The following is a 15,883-nucleotide window of genomic DNA, read 5'->3' as shown; positions in this document are numbered from 1 at the left end:
AAGGCTAAATTGGCTTATTTTTTAGAAGGTTTAATAGCTAATAGGTTACAACTTAATTTACTAATCACATGTTCCGCTGTATTACCTAATAACGCTGCAGATAAACCCGTTCTTCCCACTGTACCTAAAATCACTAATTCAGCTTCAATTTCTTTCGCCACTTCAGGAATCACTTCTTCAGGGAAACCTTCACGTACGTGGGTATGATCTTCATCAATGCCAAATTTTTGACGCAAGGATTTCATATTGATGAGGTGTTGGCCACGAATACCATTTTCATAACCTGAAGTATTAAATTCAGGTAAATCAATCGCCATATTAATTGGTGCAACAGGGTAGGCCGCCACTAAATGTACGTTACCACGGTTTAAGTTCTCCGCTAAATTCATCCCTGTTGAAACTAATTCTTGGTTGAATTCATCTTGATATTCTTGTTCACCCGATACATTCACGGCGACTAAAATGCGGCGTTGGTGTTTCCAGTCACCATCACGCACCATTAATACTGGAATTGGACATTTACGTAATAATTGCCAATCTACTGGTGTAAAAATTAATGAAGTGAAACTTTCTTCATCTTTGGTGTATTTTACAACGAGATCGTATTGATTTTTTTCAACTTCTTCACGAATAGCATCCGCTTCATTGCTGCTCCAGACGATGTGAGATTCAAACTCAATTTCTGGATCCGCATATTTATCTAAATAAAATTGGACGGCTTGACGTTGTTGTTCAATGGCTGTTTTATGCATTTGGCTACGTTCTTCCGAAGAAAGAAGCGCAGACATTTCATAAGATAAGTCATAGACACTCAGCAGAGTGGTGATTTTTACTTTTGTCTCATTTTGCTGTTCTTTAACAAGACGAACAGCACGAGCAAGCGCATATTGTTTTTCGTTATCAGGGTTGAGTACAACAAGAATATTATTAAATTTCATAAAGCCTCCAAGATATGGGATATCAATAGGATAGAAAAGATTTTAAGTGATGACAAGAACCGATTGTAAAAAAAGTGATCTCGTGCAAATTTTTTTTCAAATACTAAAAAAGCGTGAATGTTCACGCTTTTTATCTATTCGGCTAATTGGATTTTAGTTTTATGTACGCCAGTTAAATCAACTAAGGCATTTATATCATTAATAGTAATGTATTTCCCTTGAACAGAGAGTACACCTAATTTTTGGAAACGTCCAAGCAAACGACTGATCGTCTCAACCGTTAGACCGAGGTAATTACCAATATCGCTACGAGTCATAGTTAAACGGAATTCTTTCGCCGAGAAACCACGAGCCGAATAGCGTTTGGATAGGTTATGGATGAATGCGGCTAAACGTTCTTCAGCATTCATTTTAGACAGTAATAAAATCATTTCTTGATCACTTTTGATTTCACTACTCATTAAACGCATAATTTGTTGACGAAGTTTCGGCATTTTGCCAGATAAATCATCCAAGATATCAAATGGAATTTCACATACCATAGCAGTTTCCAACGCTTGAGCAAAACTGGGGTGTTGCATATTGGTGATAGCATCAAATCCCACTAAATCGCCAGGTAAGTGAAAAGAGGTGATTTGTTCTTCACCTGCTTCATTAATGGTGTAAGTTTTAATGGTGCCAGAACGGATCGCATAAATAGAATTAAGCGTATCACCCGCTTTAAAAAGGACTTGAGATTTTTGTATAGGCTTTTTACGCTCAATAATATTATCAAGCTGATCGAGCTCATGTTCGTTTAATGTGAAAGGAATACAAAGTTGACTAATGCTGCAATCCTGGCAATGAATCGCACAACCACCAGATTGAACTCTGCGCCCTGATTTAGTTTCTGAAACGAAATTATTCATTAGTTCCTCAAATCGATAAATATAGTGTAAAATTGATCTAACGCAATTATTCTACCACTAAATAGTAAATTAAAGAAGTTATCTACGAGTAAATAGGTATGGCAGCAGAAAAATTAACCAAAAAACGTTTAATACAAATTATTATTATGTTGATTATTTTAGTCAGTGCATTTGTTTGGCGATATATCTTGTAATAAGTGCGGTCAAATTTTTCATTGTTTTAGAGGATAAAAAAGAGCCACAACACAATTTGTGGCTCTTTGTTTTTAAGTTTAAGTCAGATTACCATTCGTAACCAACACCAGCCCCAACAGTCCATTGACCTCGAGTATCTGCTGCACCGTTTACATTTGATGACCAATGACCATTATCTGAATTGCGAGAGGCTTTGATTGCAATTGCGCTTTCGCCTCGGTGATGAGCAACACCTGTTGAAATCATGCTCTTACCATCCTTACGTGCAGATGGGGCAGAAGCAATCGCTGCAACGCCAGCAATTCCAGCACGAGATTTGCGATCAACATCATTTACTTTCTTATTTAAATTATTGATTGCTCTCGTATTGTTTGAAATAGCTTGAGTGTTATTTGTAATACTCGATTTTACTTTATTCAATTGTGATACATTCACAGCATCCGTTGCATTTGTTCCTTCCGCAACATTGGTAATGTTCTTATTACCTGCATTAATTCCATTTTGATCAATTTTAATATTTGAATTGTTGACGCTATATGAATCTGCTTTAAGGTTTTTTGATGTACTTACTTTAAAGGTTTTTTGTGGATTAGTTGTGCTAGTTGTTTTTTCAACAACAATGTTATCGCCAGCTGTCACTTCAACATCTTTGCCATTTTGAGCACTTTGTTTAATGCTCTCAATAGCTTCATGTATTGTGTTTTTTCCAGTATTACCAATATTAGTTGCATTAATAGTGCCGTTTGGATTAATAGTTGCATTTCCTCCAATAATATTTTTCATTGAGTTTGCGATATTACCGACGGTATCCGTAACGGAATAAAGTTGTGAGCCATTAATTGCATCTGTAGATGTTTTAGATATTTCACCAGCACCAACATTCACAATTTGACGAGTGTATTGTGCATTTTGTGTTGCACCGACTGATACAGTGGCAGTTGCATCAGTTCCTGCAAAATTACCATAAGAAAGATTATTAACAGTTGCATTTTTAACACTTTTAGCTTGTTTGGTCTCTGAACCATTACCTAATGCTACACTTGAGCTATGTTCCGCTTTTGCTTTTGCACCGATAGCTAAACCATATCCTGCAGTTGCTTTTGATTGTTCACCAATAGCAACAGATCCTGTACTTGAAGCTACGGCGTTTGAACCGCTTGCTATAGAGGATAAACCAGAAGCTGATGTTTCGACACCTGTTGCAATGGAACCAATACCAGAAGCATTGCTCTTATAGCCGACAGAAATGCCTTGATGATATGCTGAAGCTTCTGCACCAATAGAAATTCCTCGAACTGTTGAGCTTGTATTTGCACCGATAGCAATAGAATCATCTGACTGAGCATTAGAATTTAAACCAGCTGCAAAACTACGCACACCAGAGGCCGTAGCGCTATCTCCAACAGCAGTTGCAAAAATAGCAGTTGCATTTGTAGATTCACCTAAGGCAACAGAAGATTTTGCTGTTGCATTTGAATCATTACCAATTGCGACAGCAGAATCCTGTTTGGCTTGGGCTCCTGTTCCGACGGCTAATGAGCTAGTTCCCAAAGCATTTGCTTGTGATCCAAATGCATTGCTATTTTGACCGCTCGCTTTCGCTTTTTGGCCAATTGCAATGGTTTCATTAGCAGAAGCTTGAGATTCAGTGCCAATTACAATGGCATTAGTCGCATTTGCTGTTGAATTAAATCCAATAACAGTTGCATTTGTTGTTGAAGTATCTGTAATTTTATTATCTTTGCCTAAAGTAAGGATATTGTTTCCAACCACTGTATTATTTAAACCAAATACAGAAGCTGAATTTGTATTTGTATCAGCTTCTCGTGTTGCTTTAGGCGATTTAGCATCAGACGGTTGTGTACCAATTTGATTCTTGATGCCATATCCAATAGATTCATTTGCATAAACTTTATTGCCGTCTCCAAAGCTTTGAGTTTGTTTACCATATGCATCATTACCATCGCCAAAAGCGTTAGCATGTTGACCTCTAATTGTATTTTGGTTACCGAATGCAGAACTAGATCCTTGATCTTCAGTTGGGTCATTTGATTCAGGCACTGAATAAATCAAATTACTTTGCCCGATAGCTGTGTGGCTAGGTTCATCTACATTAGTTGCGTCTGCATGATTTAGGAATACTGAACCGCCCGAATATAGTACGTTTTGATTAGGCTCAGGATTTGTGGTTCTTGCCGCATGAGCTGTTGCTACATTTAATCCTACGACTAATGCTGTAATTGCATTGATTTTAAAGTTTTTCATTATTTCCTCGCTTTAAAAGAATGTTTTTTGACACAGCAATTGTGTAAAAACTAGAGTTGGGTAACTTGGTGAAATCTATAAAAATAGATGGAAATGCAGCAAGCGAGTAATGAACTGATACTGATTAAGAAAATCATATTGGTAATAATATTCTTCATTTAAGAGAATAAGTGCGCGCTTGCGTGCTTCAGCATTGTAGTTTGTTTAGTTCTGATAGTGAAGTAAATAGTTGACTTCTTTTGTAAAGATTTGTAATTAAATGTAAATCTATGTAAATTAATGTATGCTTTGTAAGTTTTTAGGATGGCTAAAGTACGTTATAAATAAATGATCAAGCGGTATTAAATACAAAAAGTGCGGTCAATTCATAAGAAGATTTTCAAGATTGACGAAAAATCCTGTATAATCTCAAAAATTTTTTGTTCAATTTTAAGCTTTTGTAACCGAATGATAGAAACCTCACAAACCATTCCTGAGCTCGTCTCATGGGCGAAAGAGCGGGAATTTTCGTTAAATCTGCCGACAGAGCGCTTAGTGTTTTTACTGGCCATCGCTATCTATAACAACGAACGCTTAGACGGTGAGATGCTAGAAGCCGATTTAGTGGATATTTTCCGCCACACAACCAGTGCCTTTGACCAATCAACGGATGCGATTGCCACCCGTGCGAATAATGCTATCAATGAATTGGTGAAGCAGCGTTTTCTTAATCGTTTCAGTAGCGAGTTTACTGAAGGGCTTTCTATTTATCGTTTAACCCCATTAGGCGTTGGTGTATCAGATTATTATATTCGTCAGCGTGAATTTTCTGCATTGCGTCTTTCTGTACAGCTCTCTATTGTGGCAGATGAAATTCAGCGTGCATCCGATGCAGCAGAGGAAGGGACTGCAAAAGGGGAAAATGAGCATTTTTGGCGTCGTAATGTATTTGCACCATTAAAATATTCTGTAGCAGAGATTTTCGATAGTATCGATTTATCACAACGTGTGATGGATGAAAATCAGCAAAGCATTAAGGAAGAAATTGCGAATTTGCTTACAAAAGATTGGCAGGCGGCAATTTCTAGCTGTGAACGTTTATTAGATGAAACCTCAGGCAATTTACGTGAGTTACAAGACACCTTAAATGCAGCGGGTGACAAGTTACAGGCTCAATTATTACGTATTCAAGATTGTGTAATTGGTCATGATGAGCTGTATTTTATTGAACAATTAATTACCGATTTACAATCTAAGCTCGACCGCATTATTAGCTGGGGGCAACAAGCCATCGATCTCTGGATTGGTTATGACCGTCACGTGCATAAATTTATCCGTACCGCCATTGATATGGATAAAAACCGTGTATTCTCACAACGCTTGCGTAATTCTATCCATAGCTATTTCGATCATCCTTGGTTCTTGTGGACTGCTCAAGCGGAACGTTTGGTCGATCTGCGTGATGAAGAAATGGTATTACGTGAAGATGATGCATTGGGGGAATTACCTGAAGAATTGCAATACGAGTCTTTGGCTGATTTACATGATCAAATCGTCGAGCATATGCAAGGCTTATTAATTCAATATCGTGAAAATAATCGTCCGATTGATTTAAGTTTAGTCTTAAAAGAACAATTAGAAGCTTATCCGCTTTCCCGTCATTTCGATGTGGCGCGTATTATAGTGGATCAAGCTGTGCGTTTAGGTATGGCAAATGATGATTTAGCCGGTATTTATCCGCAATGGCAGGAAATTAACGATTACGGCGCAGAAGTGCAAGCGCATGTGATTGATAAATATTAATTTCGTGGCTTACCCAAAAACGAATTCATAAAATGAGAAATTAACTATGACAGATATTCAAGATGTAATTTCCCCGAAATTGGCAAATGCCATTGCGAATCCTATTTTCCCGACAGTGGACAGCTTGTTGCGTTCAGGTCGCCATATCAGCACCGATCAATTAGATAATCATGCTTTTTTAATGGATTTCCAAAATGAGTTGGATGGTTTTTATCGCCGTTACAATGTGGAATTAATTTGTGCTCCAGAGGGCTTTTTCTATTTACGTCCGAAAGCAACAACCTTAATTGCACGTTCAGTGCTTTCTGAATTAGAAATGTTGGTTGGGAAAGTACTTTGTTATTTGTATTTAAGTCCAGAACGTTTGGCGCAGCAAGGTATCTTCAGCATGCAAGAAGTCTATGATGAATTGCTGAATTTAGCGGATGAAGGCAAGTTGTTGAAAGCTGTCAATCAACGTTCCAGCGGTTCAGATTTAGATAAGCAAAAATTATCTGAAAAAGTACGCGCGGCGATCGGTCGTTTACGCCGTTTAGGTATGATTCATACCGTGGGTGAACAACACAGCAGTAAATTTACTATTTCAGAATCAGTCTTCCGTTTTGGGGCTGAAGTGCGTTCTGGTGATGACCCGTTAGAAGCACAAGCTCGCTTAATTCGTGATGGGGAAGCTGCAACACCGCAATCTCTGGAATTGGAAAAACAAGCAAAAGCGGCGAGCAATGCTGATGATCTTGATGATGAAGAAAGTGCGGTCGAAATTGATGAAGAATTTGATGATGCAGGAGAACAAGAATAATGTCTGATGTATTAGAACTTGAAAACGAAATCTATCAAGACGAACCTGAGCAATCAACTGAACAGGTTGAAGAAGAATTCATTGCTCCTGTATTAAACCAACATAATGGGGTAGAACGAGGTAAATTCCGTTCACTGACCTTAATTAACTGGAATGGTTTCTTTGCCCGTACCTTTGATTTGGATGAATTGGTGACCACACTTTCCGGTGGTAACGGTGCCGGTAAATCAACAACCATGGCGGGTTTTGTCACAGCATTAATTCCAGACTTAACCTTATTGCATTTCCGTAATACCACAGAAGCAGGCTCGACAGGCGGTTCGCGTGATAAAGGGTTACACGGTAAATTGCGTCCTGGCGTTTGTTACGCAGTATTGGATACCATCAATTCCCGTCACCAACGAATTCTCGTGGGTGTGCGTCTGCAACAAATTGCGGGTCGTGATAAGAAAGTGGATTTAAAAACCTTCTCGATTCAAGGGGTAGAATTATCCTTAAATCCGACCGCACTTTTCACCGAAACAGTCGGTGAACGTCAAGCACGCGTACTCAATTTAAACGAATTAAAAGACAAAATTGAAAACCTTGGTGCGCAATTCAAGCAATATCATTCCATCACCGATTATCACGGCATGATGTTTGATTTGGGCATCATTCCAAAACGCTTACGTAGTGCCTCAGACCGTAGCAAATTCTATAAATTAATCGAAGCTTCTTTATACGGTGGTATTTCCAGCGCTATTACCCGTTCTTTACGTGATTACTTATTGCCAGAAAACTTTGGTGTACGCAAAGCTTTCCAGGATATGGAAAGTGCATTACGTGAAAACCGCATGACCCTTGAAGCAATTAAAGTTACCCAATCTGACCGTGATTTATTTAAACATTTAATTACCGAAACCACTAATTATGTGGCATCAGATTATATGCGTAATGCCAATGAACGCCGAGGCAATATTGAAGCGGCTCTAGGTTTCCGTCGTGATTGGTATAAAGCAAAAGCTGAGCAAGAGTTATCACAACATCGCTTAATTGACTTAAGCCGTGAAACTGCAGAATTGGCAGAAAATGAACGTACTTTAGAAGTAGATCACCAAAGTGCGGCAGACCATCTAAACTTGGTATTAAATGCGTTACGTCATCAAGAAAAAGTATCGCGCTATCAAGAAGACGTAGCTGAGCTTACAGAAAAATTAGAAGAACAAAAAATGGTTGTGGAAACCGCAACCGAACAGCTTGAAGAAAGCCAAGCACAATTTGAGCAAACTGAACTTGAAATTGACCAAGTACGTGCGCAACTTGCGGATTATCAACAAGCATTAGATGCACAACAAACCCGTGCATTGCAATATCAACAAGCAATTGCCGCGCTTGAAAAAGCGAAAACCTTATGTGGTTTAGCGGATTTAAGCGTGAAAAATGCGGAAGATTACCATGCGGAATTTGCTGCCCATGCAGAAAGTCTTACCGAGCAAGTGCTTGAGTTAGAACATAAAATGTCTATTTCTGAAGCGGCTAAATCGCAATTTGATAAAGCCTATCAGTTGGTGTGCAAAATTGCTGGCGATATGCCACGTTCAAGTGCTTGGGAAAGTGCTAAAGAATTATTGCGTGAATATCCAACACAAAAAATTCAGGCACAACAAACACCTCAATTACGTGCAAAATTACATGAGTTAGAGCAGCGTTATGCTCAACAACAAAGTGCGGTTAAATTATTGGCTGATTTTAATCAGCGCGCTGATTTATCTTTAGAAACCGCTGATGAACTCGAAGCATACCACGCTGAACAAGAAGAACTCATTGAAAGTTTGAATGAAGAACTTTCAGAGCAAGTGGAAAACCGTTCAACCTTACGTCAAAAACGTGAAAGTTTAACAGCACTTTACGAAGAAAATGCTCGTAAAGCACCGGCTTGGTTAACTGCTCAAGCCGCTTTAGAACGTTTACAAGAGCAAAGTGGTGAAACCTTCGAGCATAGCCAAGATGTAATGCATTTTATGCAATCACAATTGGTGAAAGAACGTGAGCTGACTATTCAACGTGACAATTTAGAGAAACAACGTCAACAATTAGACGAGCAAATTTCTCGTTTAAGCCAACCAGATGGTTCTGAAGATGCTCGTTTAAATGTGCTTGCAGAACGTTTTGGTGGGGTATTGCTTTCTGAATTATATGATGATGTTCCAATTGAAGATGCACCTTATTTCTCTGCACTTTATGGTCCTGCGCGTCATGCTATCGTTGTTCGTGATCTCAACACGGTACGCGAACAATTAGCTAATTTAGAAGATTGTCCAGACGATTTATATTTAATCGAAGGTGACCCAAATGCCTTTGATGACAGCGTACTTTCAGCCCAAGAACTTGAAATGGGCGTTGTGGTGCAAGTGTCTGATCGTGAATTGCGTTATTCAAAATTCCCGCAAATTCCATTATTCGGCCGTGCTGCACGTGAAAAACATTTAGAAGAATTACAAGCTAAACGTGATGAGATTGCGGAAGAATACGCACAAATCGCCTTTGATGTACAAAAATGTCAACGTTTACACGAACACTTTAGTCAATTTGTTGGCTTACATTTAGCGCTTGCGTTCCAACCAAACCCTGAAGAGGTTATGGCGGAAATCAATCAAGAACGCAATGAAATTGATCGCGAACTCAATCAATTCTCAAGTACTGAGCAACAAATTCGCATTAAATTGGATAATGCCAAAGAAAAAATGCAATTGTTGAATAAGTTAATGCCGCAGCTTAACTTACTTGCTGATGAAGAATTACTTGATCGCATTGAAGAATGCCGTGAACAACTAGATATTGCGGAACAAGATGAAAGCTTCATTCGTCAACATGGAGTTGCGTTGTCACAATTAGAGCCGATTGCCAATACCTTACAAAGTGACCCAGAAAACTATGAGCGCTTAAAAGCTGATTTAACCCAAGCCATTGAACGCCAAAAACAAGTACAACAACGTGTATTTGCTTTAGCGGATGTGGTGCAACGTAAAAATCACTTCAGTTATGAAGATGGGGGGCAAGCAGAAACATCAGAGCTTAATGAGCAACTTCGTCAACGTTTGGAACAATTGCAGTCACAACGTGATGCTCAACGTGAACAATTACGTCAAAAACAAAGCCAATTTGCACAATACAATCAAGTATTTATTCAATTGCAAAGTTCTTACGACAGTAAAAATCAATTGTTGAAAGAATTAATTGCTGAGATTAGTGAATTGGGCGTACGTGCTGATGAAGGAGCAGAGGAACGTGCGAGAAATCGCCGTGATGAGTTATATCAACAACTTTCAACCATCCGTCAACGTCGTTCTTATGTCGAAAAACAATTAACACTCATTGAAAGTGAAGCGGATAACTTAAATAAACGTATTCGTAAAGCAGAACGTGATTATAAAACTCAACGTGAATTGGTTGTAGCTGCGAAAGTCAGCTGGTGTGTGGTTCTGCGTTTATCTCGCAATTCTGATGTGGAAAAACGACTCAATCGCCGTGAGTTAGCTTATTTATCTGCTGATGAGTTACGTTCAATGTCGGATAAAGCCTTAGGTGCGCTACGTACTGCGGTGGCAGATAATGAATATCTACGCGATGCATTGCGTATTTCTGAAGACAGCCGTAAACCAGAAAATAAAGTCCGCTTCTTCATTGCGGTATATCAACATCTTCGTGAACGTATTCGTCAGGATATTATTAAAACAGATGATCCGATTGATGCAATTGAGCAAATGGAAATTGAGCTTAATCGCTTAACAGAAGAATTGACTGGCCGTGAGAAAAAATTGGCGATTAGTTCTGAAAGTGTGGCAAATATTATGCGTAAAACCATTCAACGTGAACAAAATCGTATTCGCATGTTAAACCAAGGTTTACAAAATATTGCCTTCGGTCAGGTGAAATCGGTACGTTTAGTGGTCAACATTCGTGATACACATGCGATGTTGCTTGATGCACTGTCAGGTAAACAGGAAGAATATCAAGATTTATTCAGTGATAATCGTATTACCTTCTCTGAAGCCATTGCGAAACTTTATCAACGTATTAACCCGCATATTGATATGGGCCAACGCACAGCACAAACTATCGGTGAAGAATTATTAGATTACCGTAATTACCTAGAGCTAGAAGTTGAAGTCTTCCGTGGTGCGGATGGCTGGTTACGCGCTGAAAGTGGCGCATTATCGACAGGTGAAGCGATCGGTACGGGTATGTCAATCCTATTAATGGTTGTACAAAGCTGGGAAGAGGAAAGTCGCCGAATTCGCGGTAAAGACATCGTACCATGCCGCTTACTATTCTTAGATGAAGCAGCGCGTTTAGATGGTAAATCTATTTCTACCTTGTTCGAACTTTGCGAACGTTTGGATATGCAATTACTTATCGCTGCGCCAGAGAATATCAGCCCTGAAAAAGGGACAACCTATAAACTGGTGCGTAAAATTGCCGGCAACCAAGAACAAGTTCATGTGGTTGGTTTGCGTGGCTTTGGCGCAACAGAGTAGTTTTTTAAAGCGGTCAAAGCAATTGGCCGCTTTTTTCATTGTTATTTTTATGAGAATTTAGGACGAATTATGCATAACCTTATTTTAGCCATTCTATGTAGTGTTGCCGTATCGGTATTACTCAAAGTTGCGCGCAAGAAAAATATCATTATTGAACAAGCCATTGCGTTTAACTATATTGTCGCCATTTCATTAAGCTATTTCTTACTCAAACCTGATTTTAAAGGATTAGAATTTACTGAATATTTAGCGCAAAGTGATAGCACACCTATTTTCCTGGCGTTAGGGATTTTATTACCAACCGTATTTATCATTATGTCTAAAGCCGTTGAATTTGCGGGTATCGTGCGTTCAGATGCAGCACAACGCTTATCGTTATTTCTACCGATTGTTGCGTCTTTTATTATCTTCCATGAAACATTAAGCCAGCCAAAAATCGTTGGTATTATTTTGGCATTCATCGGTTTATTTTGTATTTTGAACAAATCAAATGAACAAAGTGCGGTCACTTTTAAAGGTGTTTTAGGCTTAATCGGTGTTTGGTTTGGCTATGGCACCATTGATATTTTATTTAAACAAGTGGCCAAAAGCGGGGGAGCATTCCCAACTACATTATTCATCGCTTTCTCATTAGCCGCTTGTGTCATGTTCCTATATTTATTCCTAAAACGTACTCAATGGACTGTGCCAAGCTTTATTGGTGGAATCATTTTAGGTGTATTGAATTTCTTCAACATCCTGTTTTACATTAAAGCGCACCAAAGTTTCGGACAAAATCCAACCTTAGTTTTTGCGGGAATGAACATTGGTGTTATTTGTTTAGGCACCATCACCGGCGCATTTTTCTTTAAAGAAAAAATCAGCAAAATAAACTGGTTTGGCGTACTTATCAGTCTTTCAGCAATTTTCTGTTTATATTATTTAGATAAAATTTTGGCTTAATTATGGCAAACGATTTTAGTTTTTTTATCTACGATTACGAAAGTTTTGGTATCAATCCGGCAAGTGATCGTCCTGCTCAATTTGCTGGTATTCGTACCGATGCAAATTTTAATATTATTGGCGAGCCTGTTATGTTGTATTGCAAGCAAACCAATGATTATTTGCCTGCCCCGGAAGCCGTAATGGTCACAGGAATTACACCACAAGAATGTAATGAAAAGGGAATTCCTGAACCTGAATTCGCCGCAAAAATTCTAGCTGAATTTTCACAACCCAATACTTGTGTGATGGGTTACAACAACATTCGTTATGACGATGAAATGACTCGTTATACCTTTTACCGTAACTTCATCGATCCCTATGAATATAGCTGGAAAAATGGCAATTCTCGGTGGGATTTACTGGATTTAGTACGCGCCTGTTATGCTTTGCGTCCTGAGGGTATTAATTGGGCTTATGACGATGATGGCATGCCAAGCTTTCGCTTAGAAAAGCTAACCAAAGCAAATGGCATTGAGCATGAAAATGCTCATGATGCCATGGCGGATGTGTATGCAACTATCGCTATGGCTAAATTAATCAAAGAAAAGCAGCCTAAATTATTTCAATTCTTCTTTGAGCATAGAGGCAAAAAGGAAATTGAGAAACTGCTCGACACCGCTGAAATGACACCATTAGTGCACGTTTCGGGCATGCTAGGGAATTATCGCGGTAATTGTGCTTGGGTAGCACCATTAGCATGGCATCCAACTAATCAAAATGCCGTAATCGTCTGTGATTTATCAGGTGATATTGATAATTTACTCAGTAAAAGTGCGGTTGATTTGCGACAAGATTTATATACCAAGAAAAGCGAGCTAGAAGAAAGGGGAGTTTCATCAGTTCCATTAAAATTGGTTCATATAAATAAATGCCCAATTTTGGCGCCTGCAAAAACTTTACTGCCAGAAAATGCGGCTCGTTTAGGGATAGATAGACAACATTGCTTAGATAATTTAGCAAAATTGCGCCAATCCTTAGATATTCGCGAGAAAGTTATTGAAATCTTCTCAGAAGAGCGTGAATTTGAGCCGAGTGATAATGTAGAAACTGAGCTTTATAACGGCTTCTTTAGCAGTGCCGATAAAAATAATATGGCTATTTTACGGGATTTACCAGCTGAGAAATTAGCTGGACATGGTTTAGCATTTGAAGATAAACGGATTCCTGAATTGTTGTTCCATTATCGTGCAAGACATTTCTACAAAACCCTAAATCGTGCTGAGCAAATAAAATGGCAAAAATATCGCCAACGTAAATTAGAACAAAGTGCGGTTAAATTTGAAGAAAGCTTACAGCAGTTAGCAGAGGAATATTCTGATAATCCAACCAAACTGAATTTACTGCAACAGGTTTATGAATACGGAGCAAAACTGTTATCTTAATCTTATACATATCGAGACATAGTCACACAAATGCCATTCATCAAAACGTAAATCCTAATCCCTGAGATTTACGTTTTTCTTTTTTAAATCTGATGATATTCACCTCATAAAATAACGCAGAATTCACGTAACGTTGTCATTATTTGATACATATAAACTTCTTTATTTTTTCCTTACATAACAACTTTAGAGTGTATAAATCATTACTTCATCTTATTGCAAGGTGCTTTAGAGCCAGGTTTTGCATCGCTTAAGTGGTATTTACAACCTGTGTATAACTCTGTGATTTTATTAATACGTAGCTTTCACTAACCTTGTAATTGATTTCGCACAATGTATATTATGTTAAATCGAATATATGGGTACGTCACCAATCAAAACAGATAACTATCCTACTTTTATGCACTGGTTAAAATAAGGTGATTTTGGGTTATGGATATAAAAGAAATAAATGGATGTCTTTGAAATGGAATAATTAGAATTAGTCTGAAATTTTTAGATAACGCTACGTGAATTCTGAATACAATTACGTACATCAATTCACCAGATTTCATCATTCTTGATCTGATAATGAGAATTTATTTTACAAACATCTCATAAATGAGAATAATTAACATTGATTTTTCTTTTATTATTAGTGAGTTATAAAAAATATTTTAAAAAAATACTTGATTATTCTCATTTGTGAGATTAGAATGCACACCGATGACAAGTTAAGCAGTCTTGTTTTTATTTTTAATCTCTACTTAATAAGGAAAGGAGTTGGTTTATGCTTAATAAAGCAATCGCAGATAAGTTAAATGAACAAATCAATTTAGAGTTCTACTCTTCTAATGTTTATTTACAAATGAGTTCTTGGTGTAGCAAGCACGGTTACGAAGGTGCTGCAGCATTCTTACTTCGTCATGCTGATGAAGAATTAGAACATATGCAAAAATTATTCCAATATGTAAGTGAAACAAGTGGTATGCCACTTTTAGGTAAAATTGATGCACCTAAAAATGACTACAAATCACTTAAGGAAGTATTTGAAACCACACTTGAACACGAAAAATTCATTACTTCTAAAATTAATGAATTAGTTGAAGTGACTTTTGCAAACAAAGACTATTCTACTTTTAACTTCTTACAATGGTACGTTGCAGAACAACACGAAGAAGAAAAATTATTCAATAGCATTATTGATAAATTTAACTTGGTGGGTGAAGACGGTCGTTCGCTTTACTTTATCGATCGTGATTTAGCAACTTTATAATTTAAAAAGGAGAATACAAATGTTATCATCAAACGTAATCAAATTATTAAATGATCAAATGAACCTTGAGTTCTACTCTTCAAACCTTTACTTACAAATGAGCGCATGGTGCGAACAAAACGGTTTTGAAGGTGCAGCTAAATTCTTATCAGCTCACGCTGCAGAAGAAATGCAACACATGCGTAAATTATTCACTTATTTAAATGAAACTGGTGCATTAGCGGTAATCACTGCAATTGAAGCGCCTGCGCATGAGTACAAATCATTAAAAGAAATCATTGAATTAACTTACGAACACGAAAAATTGATCACAAGTAAAATCAATGAATTAGTGGGTAAAACTTTTGAAGAAAAAGATTACTCAGCATTCAATTTCTTACAATGGTATGTTGCAGAACAACACGAAGAAGAGAAATTATTCAGCGGTATTTTAGACAAGTTAAATCTTCTTGGCGAAGATGGCAAAGGTTTATTCTTAATTGATAAAGATTTAGGTAACCTTGCAGGTCAAACCGCTTAATTAGATAATCATAAAGCTTAGTAGAAATACTAAGCTTTTATTTTACTCATAAATAGTGACAACGTATCAAATTATTTTAAACTTCCCTTTCATCTTTGAATGCAAGTTGATGAAATTTAAAACAACCACACGTTTTTAATGAAATTTTACTTGCAACGAAGTAAGATAAACGTATAATTCAGAACAACCTAAATGCCTGGGTGGCGAAATTGGTAGACGCAGCGGATTCAAAATCCGCCGGTGAATAACCGTGTCGGTTCGAGTCCGACCCTAGGCACCACAGAATTTATAAGCTCTGAAGTTGATTCAGGGCTTTTTTATTAGCTAAAGTAATCAAT

The 15,883-nt window shown here is 37.7% G+C and carries 10 protein-coding genes and 1 tRNA gene; 8 read left to right on the top strand and 3 right to left on the bottom strand.

Annotated elements, in window-relative coordinates:
* Positions 1-14: 14 nt before the first annotated feature.
* The 3 genes from uspE to RDV53_RS09195 all read right to left on the bottom strand — a co-directional run bounded on the left by uspE (position 15) and on the right by RDV53_RS09195 (position 4,306).
* Positions 15-938 carry a universal stress protein UspE gene (gene uspE, locus RDV53_RS09205; protein ID WP_005696126.1) on the bottom strand — a complete coding sequence of 308 codons (924 nt, stop codon included), beginning with the start codon at positions 936-938 and terminating at the stop codon, positions 15-17.
* 134 nt (positions 939-1,072) lie between these two features.
* The gene (fnr, locus tag RDV53_RS09200) at positions 1,073-1,846 is read right to left on the bottom strand and encodes a fumarate/nitrate reduction transcriptional regulator Fnr (protein WP_005696125.1); all 774 of its coding nucleotides are present in this window, start codon (positions 1,844-1,846) and stop codon (positions 1,073-1,075) included.
* Positions 1,847-2,128: 282 nt separating this feature from the next.
* Complete coding sequence (locus RDV53_RS09195; RefSeq protein WP_005696124.1) at positions 2,129-4,306, bottom strand: YadA family autotransporter adhesin; 2,178 nt, start codon at positions 4,304-4,306, stop codon at positions 2,129-2,131.
* Between the two features lie 447 nt (positions 4,307-4,753).
* Here RDV53_RS09195 and mukF point away from each other — a divergent pair, with 447 nt between their 5' ends.
* The 8 genes from mukF (at position 4,754) to RDV53_RS09155 (ending at position 15,825) form a co-directional block, all read left to right on the top strand.
* Entirely contained in the window at positions 4,754-6,088 is a 1,335-nt protein-coding gene (gene mukF, locus RDV53_RS09190; protein WP_005696121.1) for a chromosome partition protein MukF, read from the top strand.
* A gap of 46 nt (positions 6,089-6,134) precedes the next feature.
* The gene (mukE, locus tag RDV53_RS09185) at positions 6,135-6,887 is read left to right on the top strand and encodes a chromosome partition protein MukE (RefSeq protein ID WP_005696120.1); all 753 of its coding nucleotides are present in this window, start codon (positions 6,135-6,137) and stop codon (positions 6,885-6,887) included.
* Positions 6,887-11,404, top strand: a complete 4,518-nt coding sequence (gene mukB / locus RDV53_RS09180; protein ID WP_005696119.1) for a chromosome partition protein MukB — start codon at positions 6,887-6,889, stop codon at positions 11,402-11,404. Before mukE ends, mukB begins: the two co-directional genes overlap by 1 nt.
* A 69-nt stretch (positions 11,405-11,473) precedes the next feature.
* Entirely contained in the window at positions 11,474-12,346 is an 873-nt protein-coding gene (locus tag RDV53_RS09175; protein WP_005696118.1) for a DMT family transporter, read from the top strand.
* A 2-nt stretch (positions 12,347-12,348) separates the two neighbouring features.
* Entirely contained in the window at positions 12,349-13,770 is a 1,422-nt protein-coding gene (gene sbcB, locus RDV53_RS09170) for an exodeoxyribonuclease I (RefSeq protein WP_005696116.1), read from the top strand.
* 769 nt (positions 13,771-14,539) lie between these two features.
* On the top strand, positions 14,540-15,025 hold the full coding sequence (gene ftnA / locus RDV53_RS09165; RefSeq protein ID WP_005696115.1) for a non-heme ferritin: 486 nt from the start codon (positions 14,540-14,542) through the stop codon (positions 15,023-15,025).
* Positions 15,026-15,044: 19 nt separating this feature from the next.
* On the top strand, positions 15,045-15,545 hold the full coding sequence (gene ftnA, locus RDV53_RS09160; RefSeq protein ID WP_005696114.1) for a non-heme ferritin: 501 nt from the start codon (positions 15,045-15,047) through the stop codon (positions 15,543-15,545).
* 194 nt (positions 15,546-15,739) lie between these two features.
* Positions 15,740-15,825: transfer RNA gene (locus tag RDV53_RS09155), tRNA-Leu, on the top strand.
* Positions 15,826-15,883: the final 58 nt, after the last annotated feature.

Source organism: Haemophilus parainfluenzae ATCC 33392 (assembly GCF_031191205.1).
Taxonomy (GTDB): Bacteria; Pseudomonadota; Gammaproteobacteria; order Enterobacterales; family Pasteurellaceae; genus Haemophilus_D; species Haemophilus_D parainfluenzae.
Note: the sequence above shows the minus strand (reverse complement) of the source record. Positions and strands in the feature narration are given on the sequence as shown.